21 protein-coding genes, 1 tRNA gene and 1 pseudogene are annotated in these 26,495 nt (G+C 45.4%); 14 read left to right on the top strand and 9 right to left on the bottom strand.

The features are described from left to right. A partial coding sequence (locus AAFP14_RS16410; RefSeq protein ID WP_472851060.1) for a calcium-binding protein occupies positions 1 to 1,391 on the top strand: 1,391 nt, incomplete at its 5' end. A 241-nt stretch (positions 1,392 to 1,632) separates the two neighbouring features. Here AAFP14_RS16410 and AAFP14_RS16405 read toward each other — a convergent pair. After that, positions 1,633 to 1,950 carry a type II toxin-antitoxin system HicB family antitoxin gene (locus AAFP14_RS16405; protein WP_341733310.1) on the bottom strand — a complete coding sequence of 106 codons (318 nt, stop codon included), beginning with the start codon at positions 1,948 to 1,950 and terminating at the stop codon, positions 1,633 to 1,635. A gap of 291 nt (positions 1,951 to 2,241) precedes the next feature. On the opposite strand from AAFP14_RS16405, the gene rpmH reads away from it, so the two are divergent. The 10 genes from rpmH (at position 2,242) to AAFP14_RS16355 (ending at position 10,155) form a co-directional block, all read left to right on the top strand. Further along, positions 2,242 to 2,379 carry a 50S ribosomal protein L34 gene (gene rpmH, locus AAFP14_RS16400; RefSeq protein ID WP_193974120.1) on the top strand — a complete coding sequence of 46 codons (138 nt, stop codon included), beginning with the start codon at positions 2,242 to 2,244 and terminating at the stop codon, positions 2,377 to 2,379. 43 nt (positions 2,380 to 2,422) lie between these two features. Continuing rightward, complete coding sequence (gene rnpA, locus AAFP14_RS16395) at positions 2,423 to 2,809, top strand: ribonuclease P protein component (protein WP_341733309.1); 387 nt, start codon at positions 2,423 to 2,425, stop codon at positions 2,807 to 2,809. Further along, a complete protein-coding gene (locus AAFP14_RS16390) occupies positions 2,799 to 3,191 on the top strand; it encodes a PH domain-containing protein (protein WP_341733308.1) in 393 nt (130 codons plus the stop codon). The genes rnpA and AAFP14_RS16390 overlap by 11 nt, the downstream gene beginning before the upstream one ends. A 197-nt stretch (positions 3,192 to 3,388) precedes the next feature. Then, positions 3,389 to 4,537: a membrane protein insertase YidC gene (yidC, locus tag AAFP14_RS16385; protein ID WP_341733307.1), complete on the top strand. Its 1,149-nt coding sequence runs from the start codon at positions 3,389 to 3,391 to the stop codon at positions 4,535 to 4,537. An 8-nt stretch (positions 4,538 to 4,545) separates the two neighbouring features. Beyond that, positions 4,546 to 5,019: a Jag family protein gene (locus AAFP14_RS16380; protein WP_341733306.1), complete on the top strand. Its 474-nt coding sequence runs from the start codon at positions 4,546 to 4,548 to the stop codon at positions 5,017 to 5,019. 183 nt (positions 5,020 to 5,202) lie between these two features. Then, entirely contained in the window at positions 5,203 to 5,712 is a 510-nt protein-coding gene (locus AAFP14_RS16375) for a YceD family protein (protein ID WP_341733305.1), read from the top strand. Between the two features lie 272 nt (positions 5,713 to 5,984). Further along, positions 5,985 to 7,493 carry an AAA family ATPase gene (locus tag AAFP14_RS16370; protein WP_341733304.1) on the top strand — a complete coding sequence of 503 codons (1,509 nt, stop codon included), beginning with the start codon at positions 5,985 to 5,987 and terminating at the stop codon, positions 7,491 to 7,493. A 118-nt stretch (positions 7,494 to 7,611) separates the two neighbouring features. Continuing rightward, positions 7,612 to 8,073 carry an SH3 domain-containing protein gene (locus AAFP14_RS16365; RefSeq protein WP_341733303.1) on the top strand — a complete coding sequence of 154 codons (462 nt, stop codon included), beginning with the start codon at positions 7,612 to 7,614 and terminating at the stop codon, positions 8,071 to 8,073. A gap of 119 nt (positions 8,074 to 8,192) precedes the next feature. Further along, complete coding sequence (locus AAFP14_RS16360; protein ID WP_341733302.1) at positions 8,193 to 8,369, top strand: hypothetical protein; 177 nt, start codon at positions 8,193 to 8,195, stop codon at positions 8,367 to 8,369. Between the two features lie 412 nt (positions 8,370 to 8,781). Next, positions 8,782 to 10,155 (top strand): peptidoglycan-binding domain-containing protein, encoded by a 1,374-nt coding sequence (locus AAFP14_RS16355; RefSeq protein WP_341733301.1) that lies wholly within the window; start codon positions 8,782 to 8,784, stop codon positions 10,153 to 10,155. A gap of 69 nt (positions 10,156 to 10,224) precedes the next feature. Here AAFP14_RS16355 and AAFP14_RS16350 read toward each other — a convergent pair whose 3' ends face one another. The 3 genes and pseudogenes from AAFP14_RS16350 to lipA all read right to left on the bottom strand — a co-directional run. Continuing rightward, positions 10,225 to 10,749, bottom strand: a complete 525-nt coding sequence (locus AAFP14_RS16350) for a transcriptional repressor (RefSeq protein ID WP_340550219.1) — start codon at positions 10,747 to 10,749, stop codon at positions 10,225 to 10,227. 159 nt (positions 10,750 to 10,908) lie between these two features. Then, complete coding sequence (gene sigC / locus AAFP14_RS16345) at positions 10,909 to 12,174, bottom strand: RNA polymerase sigma factor SigC (RefSeq protein WP_341733300.1); 1,266 nt, start codon at positions 12,172 to 12,174, stop codon at positions 10,909 to 10,911. Positions 12,175 to 12,594: 420 nt separating this feature from the next. Further along, a pseudogene (gene lipA / locus AAFP14_RS16340) lies at positions 12,595 to 13,473 on the bottom strand (lipoyl synthase); the annotation flags it as partial. A gap of 88 nt (positions 13,474 to 13,561) precedes the next feature. On the opposite strand from lipA, the gene AAFP14_RS16335 reads away from it, so the two are divergent. After that, positions 13,562 to 13,635, top strand: a tRNA-Pro gene (locus AAFP14_RS16335). A 143-nt stretch (positions 13,636 to 13,778) separates the two neighbouring features. Here the strand turns inward: AAFP14_RS16335 and ald are convergent. Together ald and AAFP14_RS16325 are read right to left on the bottom strand one after the other, a co-directional pair. After that, the gene (gene ald, locus AAFP14_RS16330; protein WP_341733299.1) at positions 13,779 to 14,867 is read right to left on the bottom strand and encodes an alanine dehydrogenase; all 1,089 of its coding nucleotides are present in this window, start codon (positions 14,865 to 14,867) and stop codon (positions 13,779 to 13,781) included. A gap of 144 nt (positions 14,868 to 15,011) precedes the next feature. After that, positions 15,012 to 15,866, bottom strand: coding sequence for a class I SAM-dependent methyltransferase (locus tag AAFP14_RS16325; protein WP_341733298.1), 855 nt, complete (start codon positions 15,864 to 15,866; stop codon positions 15,012 to 15,014). A gap of 104 nt (positions 15,867 to 15,970) precedes the next feature. Between AAFP14_RS16325 and AAFP14_RS16320 the strand changes: the two genes are divergently transcribed. Both AAFP14_RS16320 and AAFP14_RS16315 read left to right on the top strand, forming a co-directional pair. Beyond that, positions 15,971 to 17,536, top strand: a complete 1,566-nt coding sequence (locus AAFP14_RS16320; protein ID WP_341733297.1) for a DEAD/DEAH box helicase family protein — start codon at positions 15,971 to 15,973, stop codon at positions 17,534 to 17,536. 54 nt (positions 17,537 to 17,590) lie between these two features. Beyond that, entirely contained in the window at positions 17,591 to 18,052 is a 462-nt protein-coding gene (locus tag AAFP14_RS16315; RefSeq protein ID WP_341733296.1) for a hypothetical protein, read from the top strand. A 174-nt stretch (positions 18,053 to 18,226) separates the two neighbouring features. Here the strand turns inward: AAFP14_RS16315 and AAFP14_RS16310 are convergent, their stop codons facing one another. From AAFP14_RS16310 to AAFP14_RS16300, 3 genes are read right to left on the bottom strand one after another with little or no spacing between them, the layout of a single operon-like run. Then, positions 18,227 to 21,511: an RNaseH domain-containing protein gene (locus tag AAFP14_RS16310; RefSeq protein WP_341733295.1), complete on the bottom strand. Its 3,285-nt coding sequence runs from the start codon at positions 21,509 to 21,511 to the stop codon at positions 18,227 to 18,229. A gap of 2 nt (positions 21,512 to 21,513) precedes the next feature. Then, positions 21,514 to 24,930 carry a pPIWI_RE_Z domain-containing protein gene (locus tag AAFP14_RS16305; protein ID WP_341733294.1) on the bottom strand — a complete coding sequence of 1,139 codons (3,417 nt, stop codon included), beginning with the start codon at positions 24,928 to 24,930 and terminating at the stop codon, positions 21,514 to 21,516. Beyond that, positions 24,920 to 26,431 (bottom strand): restriction endonuclease-related protein, encoded by a 1,512-nt coding sequence (locus tag AAFP14_RS16300; protein WP_341733293.1) that lies wholly within the window; start codon positions 26,429 to 26,431, stop codon positions 24,920 to 24,922. The genes AAFP14_RS16305 and AAFP14_RS16300 overlap by 11 nt, the downstream gene beginning before the upstream one ends. Positions 26,432 to 26,495: the final 64 nt, after the last annotated feature.

The following is a 26,495-nucleotide window of genomic DNA, read 5'->3' as shown; positions in this document are numbered from 1 at the left end:
CCGCACCATCGGGAACACCCGCACCATCGGGAACACCCGCACCATCGGAAACACCCGCACCATCGGGAACACCCGCACCATCGGAAACACCAACTCCATCGGGAACACCCGCACCATCGGGAACACCGACTCCATCGGGAACACCGACTCCATCGGGAACACCCACGCCATCGGGAACACCCACGCCATCGGGAACACCAACTCCATCGGGAACAGATACACCGACACCAACTCCATCGGGAACACCCACGCCATCGGGAACACCCGCACCATCGGGAACACCGACTCCATCGGGAACACCCGCACCATCGGGAACACCGACTCCATCGGGAACACCCGCACCATCGGAAACACCGACTCCATCGGGAACACCCGCACCATCGGAAACACCAACACCATCGGGAACACCGACTCCAACGGGAACACCAACACCCGCACCAACGCCAGCACCCGAAGTAACGCCAACACCAATAACTAACAACATCCCCAACGATGACTGCATCTGCGATGACATTGACTATCCCAACTTAAACCAACCTAACTCAGTTGAAAACACCATACTTGGTGTATCGGCAATTCCAACAGGCACTGCCAAAAACGATGAATTTCTCGGCAGCAACAACGGCAATATATTCGATGCTTCTTCCGGGGATGACAACTTATATGGTGGCGGCGAAAACGACATATTCAACGGCAACAAAGGCAACGATTTTATCAGCGGTGGCAGCGGTGACGACCTCCTATTTGGAGATGAAAATAATGACATCATCCTGGGAGAATTCGGCAATGATTTGATGTACGGAGGCAAGGGTAATGATTCCCTCAACGGGCGAGAAGGTAACGATATCGTCCTGGGCGATCGAGATAATGATTTCATCGATGGTGGTAAGGATAATGACACCTTGTATGGAGGTAAAGGTGACGACATCATTTTAGGAAGTCAAGGTGATGATTACTTGTTCGGCAATTTCGGCACAGATACTATTTGTGGTGGTGAAGGCAGCGATTTTATCAGTGGTAATGAAGGAACAGATATTCTCGGAGGGTGTGAAGGAAACGATACTATTTACGGAGGGGAAGATAACGATACTCTCCTGGGTGGGAAAGGTGACGACATTCTTTACGGAGACTTAGGTAACGATAGTTTGATTGGCGGTAGCGGTAATGATGTCTTTGTCTTAAAATCAGGTCAAGGATTTGATGTTATCGCTGATTTTACCGTGGGTCAAGACTCGATCGCACTAACCGGAGGTTTGAGCTTTAATCAGTTAGCAATAACTCAAAATACTCAGGGAACTTTGATTAAAAATGTCTTGACAGGGGAGGAGTTAGGTGTGATGATTGGAGTGAAGGCGAATTCAATTACAGCGGTTAACTTCTTGCTGGTTTAGGTATAGGAAATATGGGGTAAATAAACCCGAAACCCGGTTTATTTGATATAGCAGTCCTTGCAGGAGTCGTAAACTTTTTTACCCCACCCCAACCCAGACCTTATTAAGGTCTGGGAGTAAGAAATTAACAAATGATTTAGGATTGCTATATATGGTTACACCTATCCCTAGAATTATTGCGTCCAGAACTATGATTGCAATGACCAGTCTTCAAACTTCAATCCAGGGATTTTTTCAAAATCTAGGCGATTCCGGGTAAGTAGAATACCACTCTTTGAAAGTACGATCGCGGCAATCCGTAAATCTTGCGTGCCAACGCGGATTTTTTGCAGCAAAAATTCCATATAATAAGAGAGACTATTTCGACTCTTTTTAAACGCTCGATCAACAATCGGTGTAAAACTTTCAAAGCTTCTTCTTTACTAGCTCCTGAGCTTCTACACTCAGGCAATTCCCAAACTATTGCGCTGTAGAGGTCTTCATCGTGCTTTTCAATTATAACTTGATAAGTTAATTGGGTTAAACGATTCGGATTAGGGGTTAATACTGTGGCATTCATCTCTTTTTTCCGGTTGGTTATATTTGGCATTTTAACGCATTGTTTTTCAAACATCCAATTAATTTTTTTCGCAAGGCTTTCAATAAATGTCAGCGGTTTAGAACGCCACAGCACTTAAAGCCTGCGGGGTTCTAGGCTTTACCAATCATTCAAGACTACGATCGCAACTTCAATCTTACTCTCAATACATCTCAAATCAGAAAATATTATTGCCAAGGAAACAACTCTATGGTATAATAGGAGATTGTGAATATTAATCAAAAGTAAAGTAACCAGCCCGGAGAAATTAAAATGACACAGCAAACCCTGCACGGAACCAGCCGCAAAAGAAAAAGAACCTCCGGTTTTCGGGCCAGAATGCGAACTGTAAACGGTCGATTAGTCATCAAAGCCCGTCGCAGCAAAGGTCGTCACCGCCTCGCAGTCTAGCACTGCACCCAAGGTTCACAGACCCGATCGCGCGCCCGTAGCCATGTTGCCCGAAGCAAACCGACTCAAGCACCGAAAAGACTTCAGCGCCGTTTACCGCAAAGGAATGCGCCGCAACTCCGCTCATCTGAGCTTAAGAGCTCTGCGGAAACCAAAAAGCGCCCTCAAGGCCCAACCGACAGCGGAAAAATCCTTCCAGCCCACTCGCACAGGCATTTCTATCAGCCTCAAAGTGAGCAAACGCGCTGTAGTCCGCAACCGGATTAAGCGCCAGATTCGCGCTGCTTTGCGACAGCTTTTGCCCCGATTAAAATTCGGGTGGGATTTAGTAATTGTCGTGCGCCCGATCGCACAAGAGTGCAATTATGCAGAAATTCTGCAAGAATTAGAGCAGTTGTTGGTAGAAGCCGAGGTACTAGATGGGAATTAGAGAGGAAGTATATTATGAAGGCGGCCCCGCGCCCGGTGACTTGATCGTTAATTTACTCCTGGCGCTGACTGTAGTGGGAATACCCCTAGCAGTCGGAGCAATTGTCCGAGCTCTATGGCTGCGCTATCGGATCACCAACCGTCGCGTGTCAGTCACTAGCGGTTGGATGGGTGGCGATCGCACCGATGTGATCTACTCAGATATAGTCAAGATTGTGACGGTGCCACGAGGTTTTGGGACCTATGGAGACATGGTGCTGACTCTGAAAAATGGCAGTCGTTTGGAACTAAGATCGATGCCGAAATTCCGCTCGGTTTATGACTACATTAACGAAAAACTGCCCCCCGCAGCTCAAAAAACCAACGCAGCTCAAACTAAATAACAGTTTTACCATCTCTCAAAAAAAGTTAAGTTAGTGCGAGAATTGGCAAACTCATTATCAAAAAACCGCTAACGGGCGATCGATCGATAGCCAATGTCCTAAGATAGACAAAAGTCTAAAAGTTGAGTGGCCCGTATCCAGCGGTACCCAATATTTCTCAACAGTAAACATAGAGCACCTAAATTAACTCAAAGCGAATGGATTTTGGTATCTCATTTCTCTCCAGCAACCTTATGCTGCCGATCCTAGATTTTTTCTACGGGATCGTGCCAAGCTATGGTTTAGCGATCGTAGCTCTGACGCTCGTGATTCGCTTTGCTCTTTATCCTCTCAATGCAGGCTCTCTTCGCAATATGCGGCGCATGAAAGTAGCGCAGCCGTTGATGAAAGAGCGAGTAGATCAAATTCAAAAACTCTATAAAGACAATCCTGCTAAACAGCAGGAGGAAATGAGCAAAGTATACAAAGAATTTGGTAATCCTCTAGCAGGATGTTTCCCATTAGTGATCCAAATGCCAGTGCTGTTTGCGCTGTTTGCCACACTCAGGGGTTCGCCGTTTTCTGACATAAATTACAGCGTTAACATCCAAGTCTTGCCAAAAGAACAAATGGAAGTTGTTCAACCGCAAGCCTTTGCGACACCACCGCAAAATATTTACGTGACAGGTACTTTTCACGCTCCCATTATTGGCGTAATTCCAGGCGGCGACAAACTCGCAGTCGGCGACAAAACCAAAATTGAATTTCAAACCCCAGAGGGTAAACCTCTCAGCGCTGTAGCCAAAGAAAATAAGAGCGAAACCGACTTTGTACCCCGGTGGACAATCACCAAAGGCGAAGAACTAGCAAAGATAGACGAACAGGGCAACATCGTAGCCATAGCGCCCGGTGATGTGACAGTTCAAGGCACAATCCCCGGATTAGCCACTAACAAAGGATTCCTGTTTATCGAAGCTCTAGGCCGCGTTGGTGCGATCGACCCAGACGGTACAATCCACTGGGATATTCTGGTCATGATCCTCGGCTTTGGTATTAGCTTATATATCAACCAAACCCTTTCGGGACAAGCCCCAGGACCAAACGACAACCCTCAACAGGCTACAGTTAACAAACTCACACCTGTAATATTTTCCGGGATGTTTTTGTTCTTTCCGCTGCCGGCCGGCGTGTTGATGTATATGCTGATTGCTAACATTTTCCAGACAGTTCAATCGTTCATTTTGTCGCGAGAACCACTGCCGGAAAACCTGCAAAAAATAGTGGATGAAGCCGAGGCGAAAACCAAAAAAGAACAGGGATTAGATGCGATTCCCTTTGAGCCTAAGCGTCCCAAGAAAAAAGCTTGATGTTAACAATGAAAGACTCTCAAATGCAGCGCGGACAGCAATGGTTAGAAGAATTTCTTAAACTGTCCGCCATTCCATCCAAAGTGATATCTGAACAACAAGCAGATTGCTATTGGATGACCATAGATGAAAGCAATCTGACTCCCGAACAAATTGCAATTTTGGTAGGACCAAACGGTGATGTGCTAGATGCTATTCAGTACCTCTGCAACACGGTTGTAAATATAGCTCACGAAGCAGAAGAGCCAATTGCTTATACAGTTGAACTCGATGGCTATCGAATTCGTCGCCAAGAAGAACTGCGATCGATGGCAGAATACGCAGCACAGCAAGCCCGGATGACGGGAGTAGAAGTTGAACTCAAATCCCTGTCTGCGGCTGAACGCCGTCAAGTACACAGCTTTTTGAGTGAATCTGAGGATATAGAAACTTACAGCCAAGGACAAGAACCCGATCGGCGTTTGGTAGTGCGTCTGCGCTGAGGGTAAGAAGAAGGAAGAAGGAAGAATGAAGAGGGAAAATTGAAAAATCAACTATTCCTTTTCACTTTCTACATTCCCTCGGATTCATCACTGACGTACTTTTCTATAATTCTTCAATCTTGAATATTCAATCTACAATCTAAAATGTAAAATAGGCTGAGGCTTAGAAGGCGGAGGATGATTATGGAGACAATTTATATCCCTCGTCTACTCTCAAAATCAGAGCAGACAGAGGTAATTGAGTTTGACGAATTTATTCCCAATTTAGCATCTCTAACTCCTGTGCGAGGACGATTGCAAGTGACTCACCAAGGAACTTATCTTGAGGTGAAGGCGAAAGCAGAAACTATTGTTACTCTAACTTGTCATAGATGTTTGAAACAGTACAATCACAGATTGGTGTTGAACTCATCGGAATTAATTTGGCTGGATAAAGAAGCCGATCGCCCAGATACAAATCCGATAGAAATGAAGGTGGAGTTTGAAGATTTGGTGGAAACTTTGTCGCCCACGGGTTCTTTTTCTCCGAGTGATTGGCTGTACGAACAACTGTGTCTGGCAGAACCACACAAACAAATATGTGATGCTAAATGCGTGGGAATCATTGTAAATGATGCCAATACAGAAAGCTCAGAAACTATATCTGATAGTCGTTGGGCATCTCTGGCGGCACTGAAACGGCAACTTCCTTAGATAAGAGCAACAGCAGCAGTCGGCGGTTGAAACCGCGTCTACATAAACAAAGCAGTCGGCGGTTGAAACCGCGTCTACATAAACTTTCGTCCGCCTCCGCGGACTAAGAAAGAAGAGCGATATTTCAGCACTAAAACAAATAACAAATAACAAACAACAAACAACAAACAACAAACAACCAATAAGCAATAAGCAATAAGCAATAACAAATAACAAATAACCAATAACCAATAACAAATAACCAATAACAAATAACCAATAACAAATAACAAATGACCAATTTTAGTGATGAGTTTGAACTGCTGCTACGATCGCGCTACCCCCTAATTTACATTCCCACACGAGAAGAAGAACGAGTAGAAGTGGCGATCGCTCAAAGTGCCAAAAAACAGGGTGCTCGCGCTGTATACATCTGGGATTTTGTAGATGGCTACCAAGGTAATCCAAATGATGTGGGTTTTGGCAAGCGCAACCCCTTACAAGCTTTGGAATTTCTGGAAAAACTCCCCCTATCTGCGCCAGCAATCTTTATCCTGCGAGATTTTCAGCGGTTTTTAGAAGATGTCGCAATTTCCCGCCAACTGCGGAATTTGGCCAGACGCCTCAAATCTCAACCCAAAAATATTGTCATCGTATCTCCCATTGTTTCCATCCCAGAAGACCTCAGCGAAGTAATCACAGTTTTGGAGTTTCCCCTACCTGCGGCGGCGGAAATCAAAATTGAGGTGGAAAAGCTGTTAGGGGCGATTGGACAAGTCCTAGAAGGGCGTTTGCTGGATGAAATGGTGCGCTGCTGTCAAGGGTTATCCATGGAACGTATTCGACGAGTTCTAGCAAAGGCGATCGCCACCAGAGGCGAACTCCATTCCAACGATGCAGAACTGATTTTAGAAGAAAAACGCCAAACTATCCGTCAAACTCAAATTCTGGATTTTTACCCAGCCCGCGAAAACATCTCCGATATCGGCGGTTTGGATAATCTCAAAGAATGGTTGCTGCGACGCGGTGGTGCTTTTTCCGATCGCGCGCGTCAATACGGTTTACCCCATCCTAGAGGTTTGTTGTTAGTGGGAATTCAAGGCACCGGCAAATCTTTGACTGCAAAGGCGATCGCCCATCACTGGCATTTACCCCTACTCCGCTTGGATGTCGGACGCCTATTTGCCGGATTAGTCGGCGAATCGGAATCCCGCACCAGACAAATGATTCAGCTAGCCGAAGCTTTAGCACCTTGCGTGTTATGGATTGACGAGATTGACAAAGCATTTGGGGGATTGGATGGTAAAGGGGATTCGGGAACCACTAGCCGAGTGTTTGGGACTTTTATTACCTGGCTAGCCGAAAAAACTTCTCCAGTATTTGTAGTAGCAACCGCGAACAACATTCAGTCTTTACCACCAGAAATGCTCAGAAAAGGTAGGTTTGACGAAATATTTTTTGTGGGTTTGCCTACTCAGGAAGAACGGCGGGCAATTTTTGAGGTACATTTGTTGCGGCTGCGATCGCACAGCATCAAAAATTACGATGTAGAGCGTTTGGCTTACGAAACTCCTGATTTTTCCGGGGCAGAAATCGAGCAAACATTGATCGAGGCGATGCACATTGGGTTTAGCCAGAATCGAGATTTCACCACAGATGATATTTTAGAATCAGCTAGCCAAATGGTACCCTTGGCAAGAACTGCCCAAGAACAAATCCAGTTTCTCCAAGATTGGGCTGCTGCGGGGAAAGCTCGTCTTGCTTCTCGATACGGCAGTTTAAGTCGCCGAATTCAAGGATAAACTTTTGAAGTAATCAGGAATCAGGAATCAGGAATCAGGAAAATTTTCGCAACTCTCCCCCTCTCCCCCATCTGCCCCTGTCCCACTTCCCCATCTCTCTTGCTTAAATAGCGGCTTTATGAACAGTTTGTATAGTTTTTTTAAGTTTTTAGTTGGCTTTTTATTAGCCATCGTGCTAATGGCAGGCGCTAGTGTGGCGGCTGCACTTTACTTTGCAGCTAAACTCACCACGATCCCTGAAAGACCTGTTTTTCCTAACGACAAAAAAGTAGTTCAGATTGCCAACGCCAAGCCTACGTCAACAGCGAAAGCTAGTCCGGTTTCAGAGTCTAGCGATACTCCCTCACCAAAACCGCTAGAGCCGGGAGCCTACCGAGCTCTGGTTACTCAGCCGATTGGGTTGATTTTACGGGATAGTGCCAACCGAGATGCCAACCGCATTGGTGGTGTCGGTTACAACGAAAAAGTGGTGGTTTTGGAAGATTCCCCTGATAAAGAGTGGCAGCGAATTCGGGTTGAGGATGGCAATCGTGAAGGTTGGGTCAAAGGTGGCAATACTGAAAAACTTGAGGGTGAATGAGAATATGTTAAGAAACCTAGCAAAACTTTAAGGTTAGTTACAAAATCCCGCCCGTTGTCACCCCACCTGCTGCAACAGTGGTAACTTGAATGACATAAAAACTGTCTTGGATAAAAAATATGTACGATCCACGTCCCGATCGAGATTTGGCGACGGCTGCGCTCACTGCGGCTTTGGGAGCAGGAGTAGTGACATCTTTTGCAGTCAGCAGGGGCCAAAATCCCCTCATCGCTTTGGCAATTACTGTTTTTGCAGCGGGAGTAGCTTTACTTTGCGATCGGTTCGGCTTAATTTAATAGCGTCAATTTTTTAATAAATAGTTAAGTAGGTCGCTCTCAATTAACCTGAAATGCCCATTGCTCCTCAGAACCCTGACTTTTTAGAGAAGTCTGGGTTCTGGCATCAGTGGTATTTTTAGCAGCCAGCAGATAAAATATTAAGCAATCATCGCCAAAAACACATCTTCCTTCGGGACTAAAGGCTAAGATGTGGTTGCCAACTTTTTGCTGACGAGCAGCAGGTCAAGAAAAACAGTGATGCTATCTTGGTTGTTACCTGCAACGATATTTTGAGTGGAATTTTTTTTGATCGACAGGGGTGCTACGTGTATACAGGTAAAACTTAGTCTCCATAGATTGAGTCACAGGCCAAAATAGAGTTTTGGCAGTTTTCCCACATAGCCCAGCTACAATTTCACAATCAAAAGTTATGGAATCTCTTGCTTATCTCGAACTTGCTCTGGCTGACGAAGCATCCACAGAGTCTCCAATTTTAGAAGGGATCGAGTGGAAATACTTATCCAGCCATACTTATTTCCGTTTATTATCTTTGGCTTTAATACTATCGGTTGTGAGTGCAGCTAGTTCGGCTTTTGCTCAAATAAATCCAGGAAACCCCAATGTGCGAGCAGTTCAAGACCGATTGCGACAGTTGGGCTATTTTAACAGAAGTTCCACCGGTCAACTCGGCCCCCTCACTCAAAAAGCTTTGACTAACTTTCAGCGAGACTATCAACTATCCCTGACGGGAAGACCCGATCGCGATACAGTATCAGCACTCAATAGTTTAAGGGCGAAAACTCAAGCTTCTAGAACTGTTGATACCAATAATTATCGGGAGTTGCGTTTTGGAGACAAGGGTGAAGATGTTTTAGTTCTCCAGCGCCAGTTGCAGCAGTTGGGATATTTTACAACAACTCCTACTGGTACTTTTGGCAGAATTACTGAAGAAGCTGTCAGAAGTTTCCAACAAATTAACCGACTACGGGTAACTGGTGTGGCTGACAGCCAAACTTTAGCTTTGCTCTTAGGACCGTCCCAGCCCCTGCCAACGAATCCGAATCCCGACGTTATTTCTGGAAATGGGGGTTGCAGAGGGTTGCGCTTTGGAGACAGAGGAGCGACGGTAGACTTGATTCAGCGGCAGTTAAAGGATTTGGGCTATTTTAAAGGTCCTGTTGATGGCAAGTTTCGGGAACGTACTCTCTATGCTGTTACTCGTTTTCAGCAAGATAATTTTCTGGTAACAGATGGCTGTGCTGACACGGCTACTTTGATTGCGATAGATACCCGGAGGGCTGAGTTTCAAGCTACTTTTTTTCCTAGACAAAGTAAACAGCCAAATTTTGTGGTGGACTTTCTCAAGTTCGGTGACACGGGCCGACAAGTAGAGCAGTTACAACAGAGACTGCAAGTATTGCGCTATTATGCAGGTCCGATTCATGGTTTGTTCGATCGAGCTACTGAGGCCGCGCTGATTCGGTTTCAGACAGCTAACCGCCTGTCTGGGACTGGAAAGGTCGATAGACAGACTCAGGGAGCTTTACAGCAAAGTCAGAAACAGACTGCACAGACAGTTCCCCCTGGGGGCGTGAGCATACCACAGGTCGATCGAGGTTCTACAGTTCCAATTAGCATCACTTCTCGATCGAGCATTTACCAGTTACAAAGACGACTGCGAGACCTCCGTTTTTACAACGGTCCCATTAGTGGAGTGTTGGATGCTCCCACTCAAGCCGCTCTTGACCAAGCTCAGCGCAGTTACCGGGTCAGCAGTGACGATTTGTTGACCAAAACTTTCTAGCCAAGGCAGCACCAATATTTGTTAATTTTTGTAACAAGTTGTACTTAAAACGCGAATATAGGTGTAACTTTAGTCGCTTGATTCCGGGGCGTTGGCATTTTGGGCGATCGACCTCGGACAAGACCAATTACTCGAAACCAAAGAAGGCCATCCCATTCTCAAAGCTTCGTGACAAACAGTATGAATGGTGAGCTGGCAGTCGAGGAGGTGCAACCCTGACTTTTCAGCTTGCTTCATGCCAATTTTTAAGATCGAATCGTTGTTAAATTCGATCGTGCGGTTGCACTGAACGCAGACTAAGTGATGGTGGTGGTGCGGATAAGGCTGGTTTATTTCATAGTGTTTGTGACCTTCTGCTAGTTCGAGTTCCCGCAACAAGCTCATCCTTGCCATTAACTTTAAAGTTCGGTAAATAGTGGATAAGCTAATGTTTTCTCCGCGATTTTTCAACAAAGTATACAAATCCTCCGCACTCAGGTGGTTGCCTTTGGGGAGGTTCTGAAAAACGTGCAAGATGGTTTCCCGTTGAGGAGTCATCCGCCAGCCTTTGTCATTGAGTTCCGATTTGAAGGAAGAAGCTGTGTAAAGTGCCATAGTGACCCTCTCAAGAAAGTCTGTCTATTGACAATCATACACAACGATCGGGATATTTTTCAAATATCAAAGCTTATTGATAATTTTTAAAGACAGGAGAACCCGGACTTCTTGAAGAAGTCCGGGTTCTGACATCACAGGATTGTGGATGTACCAACTTTAACCCAGAGACTCTAAATAATCCCGCACGCGGTTGCGACGCTTGGGCTGACGCAGCTTTTGCAAAGCTTTAGCTTCAATTTGGCGGACACGCTCGCGAGATAAATCCAGTGCACGACCAATTTCTGCCAGTGAGTAGGGGTGTCCATCACCCAAACCAAACCGCATCAGAATCACATCTCGTTCGCGACTGCTCAAATCTGCCAACAGTTGCTGCAAGTCGCGGTGCAAAGCTTCTCGCATCAGCATTTCTTCTGGCGATACGCAGTCTGTTTCGAGCAAGTCGCCCAACTCTGTATCTTTCTCGTTGCCAACTTTAGTTTCTAGAGAAACAGAGCGGGGTACTCGGAGTAAAACTTCCCGCACTTGGATCGGAGTCATATCTAACTCAACAGCGATATCTTCTATAGTGGCTGTCCGACCTTTTTCTTGAGAAATTTTGCGCTGGGCTTTTTTAATTTTATTCAGCTTTTCGGTAATGTGAACCGGGAGGCGGATGGTACGGCTTTGAGTAGCGATCGCCCGTGTAATTCCCTGGCGAATCCACCAGTAGGCGTAGGTGCTAAATCGATAGCCCCGCGTCGGATCGAACTTTTCGACAGCTCGTTCCAGTCCCAGAGTACCTTCTTGTATCAAGTCTAGTAGTTCTAAGCCACGATTTTGATATTTTTTCGCCACCGAAACGACTAGGCGCAAGTTAGCCTTAATCATGTGGTCTTTAGCTTCGACACCTTCAGTTTGAGTCCTTTCCAAGGTCTCTACTGTCATCTCTGCTAACTCGGCCCAGTGGCGCTTACCTTCACTCATAATCCGCTTGAGTTCCGACACATCACCGACTCCGGCCGTGGTGGCCCAACGTTCCAGGGAAGGTTTGTGTCCCAACTGTGCGGCCAAGCGATCGCGCACCTCAATTAAATGCACGAAGCCCTGAATCTTTCCTTCTTCCTGCGAAGCGGCGGTGTTCCGCAATTCTAGCAATTTGATATAGCGCTGAACTTTTTGAGCTTCGGAGACTTCCTCATCTCGACCTAACAGACGTACCCGCCCTATTTCTTGGAGGTACAGACGCACTAGATCAGTAGTGCGGCGATTAGCATTTTTTTGAGACTTTGCTGCTGAGTCTGCATCTTCAGTCTCTGCTGTTTCTTGGTCGATGAGTTCGTCTCCAGCTTCTTCAGCATCCTCATCCAACACATCATCTTGCAAGGGATTTACTCGCAGTTGTTCGTCGAATTCAGCTTCAGCGTAAAAAGAGGTGGCTGGCATAGTGATTTTCTCAGTGGCTCCGGGTGAAAAGATGCTACGCTTAGCGGTTATTTATATTTATGATGCCCATTTGGTTAGGACGAAGCATCACCGCTTTTTGTTTCTTTACTAATTTTCCTGACTGGAATACTGTTGTCCGATCGAACTTTGACTTACCATCTTGTTTTAGTAACTTTCGGGAAAATGCCAAGAACTTTCTGATGTAACAGTTTGGAGACCAGGAAAGTGTGTTCTACTTCTTTGTTTATGTAGCTAGTATAGATAATCTCTAGCTATAAACAAGTGACTCTCGTCAGAAGTTAAGTTAATCTTCATCACCGATCTGCTGGTTCCCGATCACTTCTGAAAATTAGTTGCTTTTTTCATAAAACTTCATAAACTCTCAGATTTAGACGCCAACGATCGCCCAACCGAGCATTTCTACCGAGGGTAAAGTTCCATCAGTTCCCTCACCTGTTCGGCATGATAAGAACTGCGAGTTAAGGGAGAAGCCACAACCTGCAAGAAGCCCAAAGATTCACCAAATTCTCTCCAAGCATCAAACTGTTCCGGTGTCACAAAGTTTTCCACATTTAAGTGTTTTTGACTAGGTTGCAGGTACTGTCCAATTGTCAAAATATCGCACCCCACAGCGCGCAACTCCTGCATAGCCTCACGAACTTCCTCGTCTGTTTCTCCCAGTCCCACCATAATCCCAGATTTGGTGTAAACCTCTGGTGCGATTTCCCGGCTGCGTTGCAACAGTTCCAGAGAGCGATCGTACTTGGCCTGTGGTCGCACTTTCCGGTAAAGTCGTTTGACAGTTTCAGTATTATGGTTGAGTACCTCCGGCTTAGCTCCCAGAATAATTGCCAAAGCTTGCCAATTGCCACACAAATCGGGAATCAAAACTTCTATAGTCGTCTGTGGCATCACAGAACGAACTGCTTGAATGCAGTGCACAAACTGGGATGCACCGCCATCTGGCAAATCATCCCGATTCACCGAAGTAATCACCACATGGTTTAATTTCAGGCGCTCTACTGCTTGCGCCAATCTTTTCGGCTCCGTCGGATCGAGAGGTTGGGGCTTTTTCTCAAAGTCAATGTCACAGTAAGGACAAGCGCGGGTACAGGCTGGCCCCATGATTAAAAATGTGGCAGTACCTGCATTGAAGCACTCGCCGATATTGGGACAGGAAGCCTCTTCGCAAACCGTATTCAGGGCTAAATCCCGCAAAATTTCCTTAACGTTGCCGACGCGCTCCCACTGGGGGGCTTTGACTCGCAACCACTGTGGCTTAACTGTCACGTCTGTTTTTGCCTGGTTAGTATTTTACAAATTATTATATACTATAATGTTGAATTTCGAGTTGAATATGATATAATATTCAAACATTGACTTGATTCGGGATGTAGCGCAGCTTGGTAGCGCACCTCGTTCGGGACGAGGGGGTCGCAGGTTCAAATCCTGTCATCCCGATTTAATTTAACCGTTTATTTCTTTAGCTAAAAGCTTAGGGAAAAAAGCGGATTTGATATCACTTCCGACCCAGCCACAAGTGATATCAAATCCGGTATTCATGTCCTAGTAAAGTGTTCTCCAACAGCCAAGCAATATCAGATTCAATCAGCTAAATCTGGGAAAACTTCGCGGACCGCAGGATGCACCAATCGGTGATGTTGCACGTTCAATCCCTTGGCTAAACTAGGATTGGTTTCCAAAGCTTTAATCCCGAAATTTGCCAACTGCAAAACATAAGGCAAAGTGCTGTTATTCAAAGCTTGAGTCGCAGTCCAAGGCACTGCACCGGGCATATTTGGCACACCATAATGCACGACTCCTTCCTCAATATAGGTAGGATTGGTGTGAGAAGTTACCCGCAAAGTTTCTACGCAACCACCTTGGTCAACTGCGACATCAACTATCACAGAACCGGGGTGCATTTTGGCAACAAAGTCACGAGAAACCAGAGTTGGGGCTTTTTTACCCAACACCAAAACCGCACCGATTAACAAATCAGCATCGGGGACAACAGCTTCTATTTGTAAAGGACTGCTGTAGAGGTATTCCACTCTGGAACCGAACAGAGTTTCTAAATAAGCTAGGCGATCGACATTGACATCCAAAATCTGCACTCTAGCACCCATTCCAACAGCAATACGCGCTGCTTCGGTCCCGACGATTCCGCCGCCCAAAATCACAACTTTGCCCGGTCTTACCCCTGGTACACCTCCCAAAAGTACGCCTCGGCCTCCTTGCTGGCGTTCCAAAAACCGAGCCCCGAACTGCACGGCCAAACGCCCTGCAATAATACTCATGGGGGTTAGCAGTGGCAATTTCCTGTCTGGGAGTTCGACAGTTTCGTAGGCGATCGCCTGGACTCCACTTTCCATTAAATACTCGGTTAACGTGCGATCGGCTGCTAAATGCAAATATGTAAATAGCAACTGCTCTTTTTGGATCAGCGGATACTCAGCAGGTAAGGGTTCCTTAACTTTAACAATTAGTTCCCGATTCCAGACATCCTCCGGCTTTGAGACAATCTTAGCCCCTGCTTGAATGTAGTCTTCGTCGGCGAAACCAGCCCCAGTACCGGCACCTGTTTCGACAAACACTGTGTGGCCTTTGTCTGAACAAGCGCGGACACTGACGGGACTCAGGCCAACTCGAAACTCTAAATCCTTGATTTCCTTCGGGACGCCTATTTCCATCTATAAACCTCAAATTTTAGCCATACTTCGATCGAATCTAGCTTAGAAATTATCCCATCGGCATCATACCATGCGCCATGTCAGCACTTGAGACCCGCCACAACTCCGGCGAAGTAGGGGATTTGGAGATACTAGGTTTAGAAATCATACTGTGGGGGCGAACAATTGTTTGATTTTCAGCCAGTACGATCGCATTTTCCCAAAATTGTCATTTTCCATCAAATAAATCCTATTTTTAGCTTTCTCTAACTCTAACTGAAGCTGTTGGATTTGAATTTGGGCACTATCCCAGTCTGAATCCTCATCTGGCAACTGAATTCGCACTTCCTTGTCGTCGCTGTTTTTCTTGATTGCAATATCGTGATAGCCAAGAGACTGAAGTGCCAAAAATACGATTTCCCAGTTATTAGCTAAACAAAATTCATTGACCGCTCTGGCAACACCATAAGGCATAATCTCGCAGATAGACCAATTTGTATAATCGTTAAAAACCATCATCCCGTCGGATTTTACTTTTTTATATCCTCGATCGATATCTTTGCAGACACCTTCATAAGCGTGGTCAGCATCAATATAAATCCAGTCAAAATACTCATCGGGAAACTCACTTAAAATTGTCGATGAATCGCCTTCATGAAGCTCGATTGTCCCATTTTTTATGCCCTCTTGTAACAGGATTTTTTGTTTCTGAGTTACCTGGGTTTTAAATAATTGCAAATTATTATCTATGATATGCAGTTTTTTGGGTTGAGTAATAGAAAATATTTTTTCAGCAAAGTTTCCATATTGAGTTCCCACCTCAGCAACAACACTATCTTTAGGCAGGTATTCTAACAGTTTTGCCCGACTTTCAACTAAGCGGCAATTTTTGACGTGGCGATTTTGCAGAATCGGGGCAGAAATCAGGAAGGAATTGCTATCTACATTGCTCCATTTTTCATTATCCCAGCCCTTAGTCGCTTCTACAAATCTTTTTTTGTATTTGATAAAATCAAACATAAAATTATGAAAGTAAGTGAACGCGGTATAGTAGATTATGGTTGAATAGATTTCCTCATAAAAGTAGCCTAAAGAGAGTCTGCTGTCAATATATGTAAAAAAAAATGCCACGGATACCTAGCTTAACATTCGATCGCGGAACTCTCCTGCTACATCCACCACCAAAAGGCAGAGACTGGGTGGATTTTGCCACATGGGACGATCGCGTCGAAAAATTCCGCATTCGGGCGATTCACTACCGTCCCCTGGTAGAATGCCTCCAGGCCGATTGTGTCAACTTCACCGACCTTGCCCGCGCCTACGAACAACTCGAACTCGTACCCAGCGTGGAAATGCAGCCTTATCCACATCAAGAACAAGCCCTGGCTGCATGGCAGCAAGCCGGTAGTCAAGGAGTTGTGGTGCTTCCCACGGCTTCCGGGAAAACTTACCTGGCACAATTAGCCATGCAAGTCACTGGTCGCAGTACATTAATTGTAGTGCCAACTCTGGATTTAATGCACCAGTGGTATGCTAATTTGAAAGCAGCTTTTCCCAAAATTGAAATCGGATTGTTAGGCGGAGGTTCGCGGGACAAAACGCCGATTTTAGTAGCAACTTATGATAGCGCAAGTATTCATGCAGAAACCTTGGGCAACAAATACGGCTTGCTAGTTTTTGATGAATGTCATCACTTACCTACGGACTTTTTTCGAGTGATTTCCGAATATGCGATCGCCCCTTTTCGACTAGGACTAACAGCCACACCCGATCGCACAGACGGCCGCCATAGCGATTTGCATTTCCTGATCGGTCCGACAGTTTTTAGCAGAAAGCCTGAAGACTTGGCTGGCGATGCTTTAGCCGAACACAAGATAGTCCAGATCATGGTAAAACTGTCAAAAGAAGAAGGCGATCGCTACCGCGAATTAATCAACACGCGCAACGAATTCTTAAAACAGTCTAACATTAAAATATCCAGCCTGGAAGGATGGAAAAAGTTTATCATGGCCAGCGCGCGATCGGCCACCGGACGCCAAGCCATGCTAGCCCACAACCAAGCCAAAGCCATCGCCCTTTGTACCGAAGGCAAACTGCGAATATTAGGGGAATTACTAGAAAAACATTACCCCCAGCGCACCCTAATTTTCACAGGGGACAACGCCACAGTTTACCGAATCTCCCAAGAATTTCTGATTCCCACAATCACCCACCAAACCCCAGTCAAAGAACGCCATGAAATCCTGCAAAAATTTCGCAGTGGCGAATACAAAACCCTGGTAGCATCCCACGTACTCAACGAAGGAGTTGACGTTCCCGATGCCAGAATTGCTATTATATTATCAGGCACAGGTAGCGAACGGGAATACATCCAACGTCTAGGTCGAGTTTTGCGGAAAAGCAGCGATGTCAATAAACTAGCAATTCTCTACGAAGTCGTCACCGAGAACACCAGCGAAGAAAGAACATCCCAGCGGCGGCGGGGTGGAATGCAATTTGAGAAACCGAAACTACCAACCATAATAGAACCACCACAATCCGAACCTCAGCAACTAGAAATATTCCAGCCAACACCTATTTACGGAGTCAATCGCCAGACAACCAAGCGCGCGGCCGAGTCGCCTCAAAAATGGGGAGAAAATAATGATGATAATAATGAAGAAAATAACCAGGTAGAAAATGAAGATTGAAGAGCGCCAATTTAATGTATAATCTCATAAACCACTAACTCGGAGTAGCTAACAATGAGCGATATTCCACCAATAACTAACTTTAAAGTTTTGCCCAAACATATAGGAGTTTGGGAGGGAGACTGGACAATACTCGATGGAGACTGCAAGGAAAAGATGAAATTTACAGCAGTATTAACCCAAAAAATAGTTGATAACCAGTGGAGGCAAACTAACGTTCAAACCTATGCCAACGGTCAGAGTGAAACCCAAAATTTTGTGGGTCATGTTGTGGGTGAAGGACAAATAGCAATAGAAAGTCCAGACTCTCCTTTTTCCAACTACAAGACACTAGCGACAGAAGTTGGAGAGGATTTGATAATTTTTCAAGTATGGGAGAAAGCAACGGGAAGTCTCAGGGCTGTGGAAACTATCAATTTGATTAATTCGGGTGAACGAATTCGGACTACCCAAAGCTTGACCCCAGAGGGAAAACTCAGGGGAATTATGGTGGTTGTTGAACGAAGAATTGAGTAAAACTTTTACTGCTGATGCTACCAACCGAACTACTAAGTCACCGCCAAAACGGCGAATCGATCGTCCCCCTACGCCTGAAGATCGATGCGAGAAAAAATGATATATTGATTTGATATATAATCTCAATCAAAATTTATCCGTTGGTATTCGGTTCGCCGATTGCGTAAGTCCTGTCTAAGTCATTTGTTCTAGGTCAGATTCCTCTTCCATCTCTTCATCCTCGACGATCGCAAATTCGCTGATGTAATCTCGCACGACACGCTCGAAGAACAGGGGAGCAGGTAAACTCGACCAGTCGCTGTAGTGACCGAAACTATAGCGCAGAGATTCTACAAGCGCAGCAAGGCGATCGGGATTGTCATTTTCTTGTCGCAAGGTAACAACAATCTCAAGGGGATTAGGAGTTGGCAATTGTCCGATATAAGGTGAACGGCTTCCGATTTTGTGAACCTCTAATCCAGCTTTATTTAAAACTATTTCAAGCGAATCATCTTGTTTTTTGATTTTGAAAAGTGTACTAATTTGTGTCGAGCAATAGCAACTTTGACCGCGCGATTCTTTATGGAGGGTTTTACGTCCTACAGACAGGTAAGCAACACAACCAGTTTGATTAATTTCGCGGCTTTGATTAGTTGGATTTAGCCGAAATAACTTCATTGCGCTGGAGGCTGATGGAATTTCAAAAGTTGAAGTTAATTCTTCTTTGGTTCGCCGATCTTCCAGAAAAGTTTCTGCAAAATATCTTACTTTTTTATCGATAATTCCAGGGGCGAGGTCTTGGCGAATCCGAATTATCCGCGCGCCTTTCCATTCTTGTTCCATATGTTCGTGCAAGGGGCTTCCCGACTTGGTATCAAAATTAATCTGATTTGCATTCATTTTAGAATCGGCAAGCCAAGACCAAAGTTTCACGCAGTTGGAAGAATCGATCGTAACTAATGGTTGATTTCCCTCCTCTACAGAATTGGAAATAATCTGCTTGACAAATTCCATGAAACGATTCCGACGCACATCTTCTTTGTCAGCCAGTTTCACGGGGGAGATTTGAGAAATGAAGGCGATCGCATCAGAAAACTTGCTCCAAGGACTGATTTGTAAATTATTACCCTTCTCATAAGCACAGCACAGTTCGCACTCGCCTGTCTCCACGTTGAGACGCATAGCAACTGGTAAAAATGTCTTCTCAATAGAGCCGCGAGTGCGACCTTTCTGTTTGCGGACGATCGTAATCCCGATAATTTCTTTTGGCCTGGCTTCTATTGGAGTATCTTTTAGCCATTTGTCAACCTTTTCTTTGACATCATCAATGCGACCAGAATGAGCTGAAAGTAAGTCTTTTAGAGCAGCTTGCACTCGATGGGAAAAATTATCGAGGTTGAGAATATTTTTCTCCTTAGTTTTTTCAATTGGTAGCAGAAACTGCACGCAAGAACCGGCGATTTTAGCCAGTGCTTGACGGGATGATGGTTTATTCACCGAATCGTCATGTTTATTGTTTGGATACCATTCCGGCGCCATTACGAGGCAAAAAGTGCGCTGTTTGCGTAAAGCCAGTTGTTGGACGATCGAGTCCCAGGCTTTTATGCGGTTTTGCGATCGCTCTTTCGGTTTCAAATTTGCACCTGACAATGACTCTTTCGGCCCGTGAGTGTTTGCTGGCAAACGATTAGCAATGAGTTCGATCGCACCACCCCAGAGAACGCGAATCATTGCTTGCAGCAGTTTTATTTCGGTTTGGCATTGTTCTTCGTAAAAGACAACAAGCAACAGTCTTTCGTTAGGATATAGCCGACGCATAGCTTCCTGGTTTGCCTGAATCATCGCCTGGAGTTCTTTTAATTGACAAACCAATTTAAGGGCTTTTCTGCCTTTTGCAATATTATCTAAATTGGTATCAAGGTGTTTAGTGAGCAAGCTGTTTAACTCATTGTCCTCAAAGCTTTCTAGATATTTGGGAGTCAAATCATAGCAGTCGTCTTTTTCGAGAACTTCTAAAGCAGCACCTAACAGAGTAGGCAAATTAATCATGCGTGAAGCTGCATCATCTAATTTGTGGCTTTCACCTCTCTTAAATTTTACAGGAGAGTAATTATCAAAAGCTTTAAAACCGATAGGTTCAAGAATTTTGGCGATCGCCTCAAAAGCTTCTAATTTATCAATCTCCGGTACACCAGCATCAATCTCGTGTTTTCCTTCTTGCAGTCCGTTGCGGTAAGTTAACATTACTTGACAGCGTTCTGTTGAAGCTTGACCCAAAGCAATTTGGGAACCATCAATATTTTGACCGTTAGGGGTTTTCAGCGGGAGTTTTAGCTTGCCACGCAATGCTTCAAAATCTTTATCGATCGCCCAAAACCAATTTTTCTTTTTGTCCTGCTGATTTTTCTCCTGTTTTTCCGACTGGGAAAGCACTGTGTAGCTAAAAGCGCGATCGCTGTAGTTTTGAGAAAAGACAAAACCGCTAATATCTGCTGAGTTATAGCGTGCAGGTTTTAACTTACTGAACCATCGGCGTTTGGAGACATCTATCTTCAATAAAGGCTGGTGCAAAGAAGGATAGGTTACAACTTCTAAGCGTACCACCAGACTGAATGTTCCTGTAGTGTCTGGTAGAGTAATGGGATCGGTAATTAATTTTGCCATCCCAGTTGTGAGGCTACCACTGCTGGAAATAACCCGCTTCATTGTTCCTAGCCCCTGAAAAATCTCTTTTCCGGCGATCGCACGAGCTGCATAATCGACTAACGCGCGATAATCATCATTCTTTCCCTGAGTTGTTCCTGTTGCTGCTGACCACTTCCAAGGTAAAACATGAGACTTTAACACAGTAATTTTTAGCAACTCCTGTTTCTCATGGAAATCTTCCAAACGGTCGATAACTTCCAATAGCCCCTCTTCTTTTTTAGCAAAAGGTTTGATAAAATTTATCATCCACTCGTTGATAATGGGGCGTAACGCTTTCTGGATATCTTGAGAATTTGCGCAATTTAAGTAAGCAAATGGTTCAGGCTCATTTACACTTTGAGGATTCAACGAATAGTTACTCAAACCTACATTTGACTGAATCCGTGCGGCACTGTCAAGTCCTACTTCTAACAAACCTCGCAGCGAGGCATAAGGGAGATTTTTGATGGTTGAATCACCCTTGCAAATAGCTTTTTGGATGGTCGAAAGCTCATGCAAAGCAGCTTTTGTCCAACCTAGCGTCAAGCCTTTGACTGTTACTGGCTCGATGTTATCTGGCACGGTAAAAGCTAGGGGAATCTCTTTCAGACTTTTGGGCTTGCCGAGAGGAATGTAAAGGGTGTCTGAAAGCACAGTCGCTTCAGTTTCTTCGTCATCATCGGATTCGATTTCGTCAAAAATTTCGTCGTTCATGGTTGCATCTCCAATAATAGTAGTTTCCTTTGCTTCGCCGTCATCATCGAATTCAATTTTGTCAAAAATTTCGTCGTTCATGGTTACATCTCCAATAAAGGTGAAAAATTATCAAAATCGTCTTCTTCCTCTGTCAAACCTTCTGAATTCCGTAAACTGGGCGGGTAAACTACGCCATCAATGCGCCGCAGGGGATCGAGAAATGCACCGTAAAGCTCTTGATATATTTCTTGAATCACTGGATCGGGATGCTTGAGGCATTCTTCTAAAATAATTCGCATCTGAACTAGCATACTGTCCCGCCCGGAGTCAGGTTCATTTTTAGTAGATTTAATAGCCCAAGCTGCATCGACAAAGTAAACTTGTACCGGACACCCATTTCGCATCCCGCGCCCGATAGTTTGCAAAATTCCCACCATCTGATTGGCCGTAAACGGTTTAAATAAATCTTCACCCAAACGGCTAGCCATCAGAGGTTCGCGCAACAGCCGATTCGCCGTTTTCCAGAGTTGTTTTCTCGACTGTTTCCAAGCATTAAAAATTGCTGGCAAGTCTTCTGCTTCAGTAAAAACTAGACTGTCAAATTCTTGGGTAGATTTTCCGGCTAGGCTGTACAAAAGTTGTGTATCGTCAGTCGTGGGGTGGGGACGGGTGAGGAAATAAATTGTACCAATGGCTGCATCGAGTTTCCTATCTCCTTTGGTGAAAACAATATTTACGCCTCTACCAATTGCCAACATGGGAAAAATGATAATATCACAAGTTTCATCATCTCCTAAAGCCTCGCACTGGGCCGTGGTAACGAAATCAGTGGGTTGCTCTCCGTTTTTGAGAAAATTAACAACTGCTTTGGTTCGTTTGCCGATTTCTGGATGATAATCGTTGATAAATTTCTTAATGTTGCGAGCTTGTTCGTAGCTGTTAACAATTAAGGCTGCTTTGCGGTAAATACCCTCTTGCACGTCAAAGTTGAGGATGGATTTGTAAATTTCAGATTTCTTCTTTCCTCCCCGTACCAGCAAGTCTATCATTTTTTCTAAATTGCGATCGCGCCGATCATTACCAGCACCGCTATATCGGAGAGGTTCATCGCGCCATTCGCGATCTGGCAGCCATTTGAAGCGGTAGATGCTCTTTTTGGGATCGTGTTCGGTTTGGCGCGGTTTCAGCAGATAATCCGGCCCCGAGTTAATGTGATAAGCAGGACTTGCTTCGAGAAATGAGGTAGCTGAAGTCATTAAAACTGCCGGCCCCGACCTTTCGCCATCTGCCTTAAATAACTGAGGAAAACGGTGCATTAACATCCGAGGCGCGCCCACAAAAATGATATAAGACAGTTCTACATTGCGGGCTTGAATTCGAGTAGTTTGTGCCGATTGGAAACTGTATTTCACGCCCGAAAAAGACCCCAAAATATTCTCAGGAATCAGTTGTCGCAGTTCCGGCGTTGCCGTTGATTCGACAATCGGTTCCCGAATCAGTCCTTCTGCTACCATTGTTCTCGTTTCCGGTACGATCCGCTGATAGCCTAAAATTACAAAAGTGACGCAAACAAGTAAGGTAATCGTATCCTGAGCTTCGGCTGATTCAGTGGCATCCTTAAAACACAAAGGCAAAAACAATTCGGCAATTTCTTTGACAATTTTGTCGCGCCGTTCGATCAGATTCTCCGCTAAATAACGGCGAAAATAAAGAATTTGAGTTTCCCACTGCTGTTTGAGGGTATCGCGGTTGATTCCCAGCCTTTGAGCGCACAGATCCAGGTTAAGTCGATCGTGCGGTTCAATGCCAGTGCGATCGTAAAAAGCATGGTAAGCAGCCGTTTCCCAGAATTCTTTCAAGGCTCGACTTTTGCTAAATCCTTGTTTGACTTCCTCTTCGTCAAGGCGATCGCGTTTAGAAGTTTTCTCATAGCCATCCAACAAATCGCTGACAATTCTCAGAACGGTTAATAACTGATTCTCATAGCGTTTGCCGACTGGCGATGAGGGCATATTTTGAACGGCAGTAATTAACGATGTGTTGTGATTGCCAAATTCTGCTAGGTCGCGGCTATAAAGTTCTACATCTCGATCGAACAATCGATAATTCTCGCCACGAGCAAAACGATTGTGAATTTGTTCTTGAATGACTAAATGGATAGAATCTGCCGCACCAGAAAGTTTTAAAGTTGCAGCACCGTAAGCATCCAGATTTGATTGCACCATATCTGCTTCGTCAAAAACTACGACATCAAATGTCCGGGCAATTAATTCAAAATAACGAATGCGATCGCGAATAGCATGAGGTGGAACTTCAGTATCCATTGACAGAACGTGGCCGACCCAAATATCAGCATCTAGCAAATCGCGGGGTGATTTTTGGCGGCCGCACATCGTCCAAACCGGACAAAGATACTTTTTCATTTGCCCTTTTTTGCCACCGCTTTGTAAAATTTCATTGCAGGGTGCTTTACCAAATTCCCACATCGAAGTATCAGCATTTGAAAACGCAGGCAAGACGCAATTTAAGCCAAAAGTTTCTGCCTGTTCCAAACTATAGGCAAAGCCGCCATTTCCCCCTGATGCTGCGATCGCCTCGGCAATATTGTTAGCGTGTCGGCGGCGAGTTCCATCGCTTTGACCGACTAGCATTCCCACTTTAATTTCGTGAAATGCCAGTTCTGCCATGTACTGTCTGGCAACTTCAATGGAGGGAAAGACAAACATCGCTTTATAACCGCGTTTTCCCAACCACACAGCTATTAATACGAGCAAAGTTGTTTTGCCCGATCCAGGCAGTCCAATTAAGTGCTTGATGCCTTCTAATTCGATGACTGTTTCTTCCCGCAAACCCTTACCAATTTCTGGCACCTTAAGTGCAAAATGTTGAAACCGTTGTACCCAGCTACCCCGTCTTTTTTCAGGATGCTTTGCTTCGCGTTCATCCATCTCAATTGCTAATTCGTACAGTTCTACAAGGGGAATACGGATTTTTGCTTTCGGCAAGCGATCGAGGGAATGGGTGCGGCGCTGGCCAAGCGGGGCTGCGATCGGCCCAATTGGCACTCTCGCGGCTGTTGTTTCTTCACCTAAAGCAACGGCCATTTGCTGGCGCGGATCGGCAAATGTGGCGCTGTAAAATTGGTGTGCTAAAGGCTGGCCCAGAATTTGACGCGCTTGGGTAATTAAAGAATCTTCTAGGGGGTCTGTGCGTTCAAAGCGAAGTGTTTCTAAGTTAATTTTATAGGTTCCCTGAGTTTTGTTGCGGTAGTGGCGATCGTTATAAATAGCAACTGCGTGTTTCACTGACTGTTCTGTCACGTAAGCCAGCGACATCAAGCGCATATTGAATATGGCTTGGCGGGCTTTTGCCAACGCGGGTGCATTGATGATACTCGCCATTCCCGATATTGTTAAAGGGGCATATTCTAGGGAATTAGTATCAATAAATTCTGCCATCAAAACGCACAGCCAGCAAATGCGATCTGGCCCTGTCCAGAAATCAGGTTTAGTTCTCATATTTGATTGCCTTTAACAACTGTATGACTTGTGAAACAGACATAATTTCGAGAGTAGCAGGCTTGTCTTTTTTATCGATCGCTGAGTGAAAAGTAGAGAGGTAATCTGGCCGCTCTTCAATTAATTGGTCGCTGACGGCAATGATGCGGCGGCGGTAGTGAATCAGCCCCCCGATGCCAGTACGGTTGAGGCGCAAGGCAAGGGAGACAGGACTGGTGTACGACTTCGCGTCAATGCCAATATTGCGACCGTTAATTGACACATCGCACAGGTCGGATTCTGGGTAAAGTTCGGCATCGAGTCCGTTTTTTAGGGCTGCATCAAAAATTGCTAATTCGTCGATCGCCGGCCCAGTCCAATAGGTTAAAATCTGGGGCTTGGCAATCAGCAATCGGTCTTGGTTTGGATCTAATTTTTCCGAAACTTTTGCTGTTGAGGAGTTGTGGCCGAGGCATTGGCGAATCGGACATCGCCCATCGGGAAAAAGTTTGCGATCGGCATATGGTCGCATCAACGTACCACAATGGGCGCAGCGATGAGCGTATCCGTTAATTAACCAGATATCCGGCACGCTATCAAAAAATGTGTCAACAATCGTTCCCTGCAAAGGTGTTAAATCGTTGTCACGTAAGTAGTCTAAGAGTTGGTGTTCTCCGATGAGCGATCGACTGCCAAATAGCGATCGCAAAGCCGTATAAGCTTTATGCTGGCGGCGAATTCCCAATCGTTCAGTTGCCTCGCGCAACCGTTCATACAGGCGATTTTCGATCGCATTATCTTCGCCAAAAGTACCTTTGCTGTTGGCAATTACTGCACAATCTGAGGTCGGCACTCGCAAGTCTGGATCGATCAGAATTACTTGACCAGATTCAAAATCGGCGTGACGAAAAATGTCTAATTCCCACTGATTGAGGGGATATCTAGCACGTTCCAAAACGGTATGGATGCAAGCCGCGCGATCGCTTTTTCCGGCTTCGATATACAGCCGGCCCAACTTGCACATAGCCCGATAAAGTTCCGATGGTATACTGTCATCTTGGCGAACAATGTCTCGATTGAGAATTCTCGCGTACTGCCGCAGAATTCCCTGGGCTAGCAATATAACAGTATCCTCAGCCAGATCGATCGTGCTGGCGTGCCCTGTGGGCAATGGCAATGTCGTTGTTTGCATTTGTGGCAGCCATGAGGGGTCTTGACCATCAGCCTCAGCGATGATTTGTTGCTCCAAAGTTGCGTCGGGGAATGAGGGTAAAACTTGAGCGATCGCCGCCAGCGTCCAGCCCCGCTTCAGCAGCAGCGCCACACCCAATCCCTCCAGAATCTGGCGAAATCTAAATTCTTGCCCTTTGGGTTGCGACAAAAGCTGCTTCGATCGCCACAGCCGGACTGTTCGCACGGCCGGCGGTTCCACAGACAACCCAAGCCGAGCGATTTGGCGTTTCAGTTCCTTGGCGATCGCCTCAGCAGTTCCCTGCCACTGACGAATATCCTCAAAGTCCATGACTGTAAAGCACCTAGTATTTTACATTTATACGTTTACATTAAACGATGTAAATCCGAATGTC

Origin of the sequence: Microcoleus sp. EPA2 (assembly GCA_020882975.1) — a bacterium.
Taxonomy (GTDB): domain Bacteria; phylum Cyanobacteriota; class Cyanobacteriia; order Cyanobacteriales; family Microcoleaceae; genus Microcoleus.
Note: the sequence above shows the minus strand (reverse complement) of the source record. Positions and strands in the feature narration are given on the sequence as shown.

Coding starts and splice junctions, on each gene's coding strand:
- rpmH (WP_193974120.1), top strand. CDS start 2,242: ATGACACAGCAAACCCTGCACGGAACCAGCCGCAAAAGAAAAAGAACC.
- AAFP14_RS16315 (WP_341733296.1), top strand. CDS start 17,591: ATGAGCGATATTCCACCAATAACTAACTTTAAAGTTTTGCCCAAACAT.
- AAFP14_RS16405 (WP_341733310.1), bottom strand. CDS start 1,950: ATGAATGCCACAGTATTAACCCCTAATCCGAATCGTTTAACCCAATTA.
- AAFP14_RS16360 (WP_341733302.1), top strand. CDS start 8,193: ATGTACGATCCACGTCCCGATCGAGATTTGGCGACGGCTGCGCTCACT.
- rnpA (WP_341733309.1), top strand. CDS start 2,423: ATGTTGCCCGAAGCAAACCGACTCAAGCACCGAAAAGACTTCAGCGCC.
- ald (WP_341733299.1), bottom strand. CDS start 14,867: ATGGAAATAGGCGTCCCGAAGGAAATCAAGGATTTAGAGTTTCGAGTT.
- AAFP14_RS16355 (WP_341733301.1), top strand. CDS start 8,782: ATGGAATCTCTTGCTTATCTCGAACTTGCTCTGGCTGACGAAGCATCC.
- AAFP14_RS16380 (WP_341733306.1), top strand. CDS start 4,546: ATGAAAGACTCTCAAATGCAGCGCGGACAGCAATGGTTAGAAGAATTT.
- AAFP14_RS16300 (WP_341733293.1), bottom strand. CDS start 26,431: ATGGACTTTGAGGATATTCGTCAGTGGCAGGGAACTGCTGAGGCGATC.
- AAFP14_RS16320 (WP_341733297.1), top strand. CDS start 15,971: ATGCCACGGATACCTAGCTTAACATTCGATCGCGGAACTCTCCTGCTA.
- AAFP14_RS16310 (WP_341733295.1), bottom strand. CDS start 21,511: ATGAACGACGAAATTTTTGACAAAATTGAATTCGATGATGACGGCGAA.
- AAFP14_RS16375 (WP_341733305.1), top strand. CDS start 5,203: ATGGAGACAATTTATATCCCTCGTCTACTCTCAAAATCAGAGCAGACA.
- AAFP14_RS16325 (WP_341733298.1), bottom strand. CDS start 15,866: ATGTTTGATTTTATCAAATACAAAAAAAGATTTGTAGAAGCGACTAAG.
- AAFP14_RS16350 (WP_340550219.1), bottom strand. CDS start 10,749: ATGGCACTTTACACAGCTTCTTCCTTCAAATCGGAACTCAATGACAAA.
- yidC (WP_341733307.1), top strand. CDS start 3,389: ATGGATTTTGGTATCTCATTTCTCTCCAGCAACCTTATGCTGCCGATC.
- AAFP14_RS16305 (WP_341733294.1), bottom strand. CDS start 24,930: ATGAGAACTAAACCTGATTTCTGGACAGGGCCAGATCGCATTTGCTGG.
- AAFP14_RS16365 (WP_341733303.1), top strand. CDS start 7,612: ATGAACAGTTTGTATAGTTTTTTTAAGTTTTTAGTTGGCTTTTTATTA.
- AAFP14_RS16370 (WP_341733304.1), top strand. CDS start 5,985: ATGACCAATTTTAGTGATGAGTTTGAACTGCTGCTACGATCGCGCTAC.
- sigC (WP_341733300.1), bottom strand. CDS start 12,174: ATGCCAGCCACCTCTTTTTACGCTGAAGCTGAATTCGACGAACAACTG.
- AAFP14_RS16390 (WP_341733308.1), top strand. CDS start 2,799: ATGGGAATTAGAGAGGAAGTATATTATGAAGGCGGCCCCGCGCCCGGT.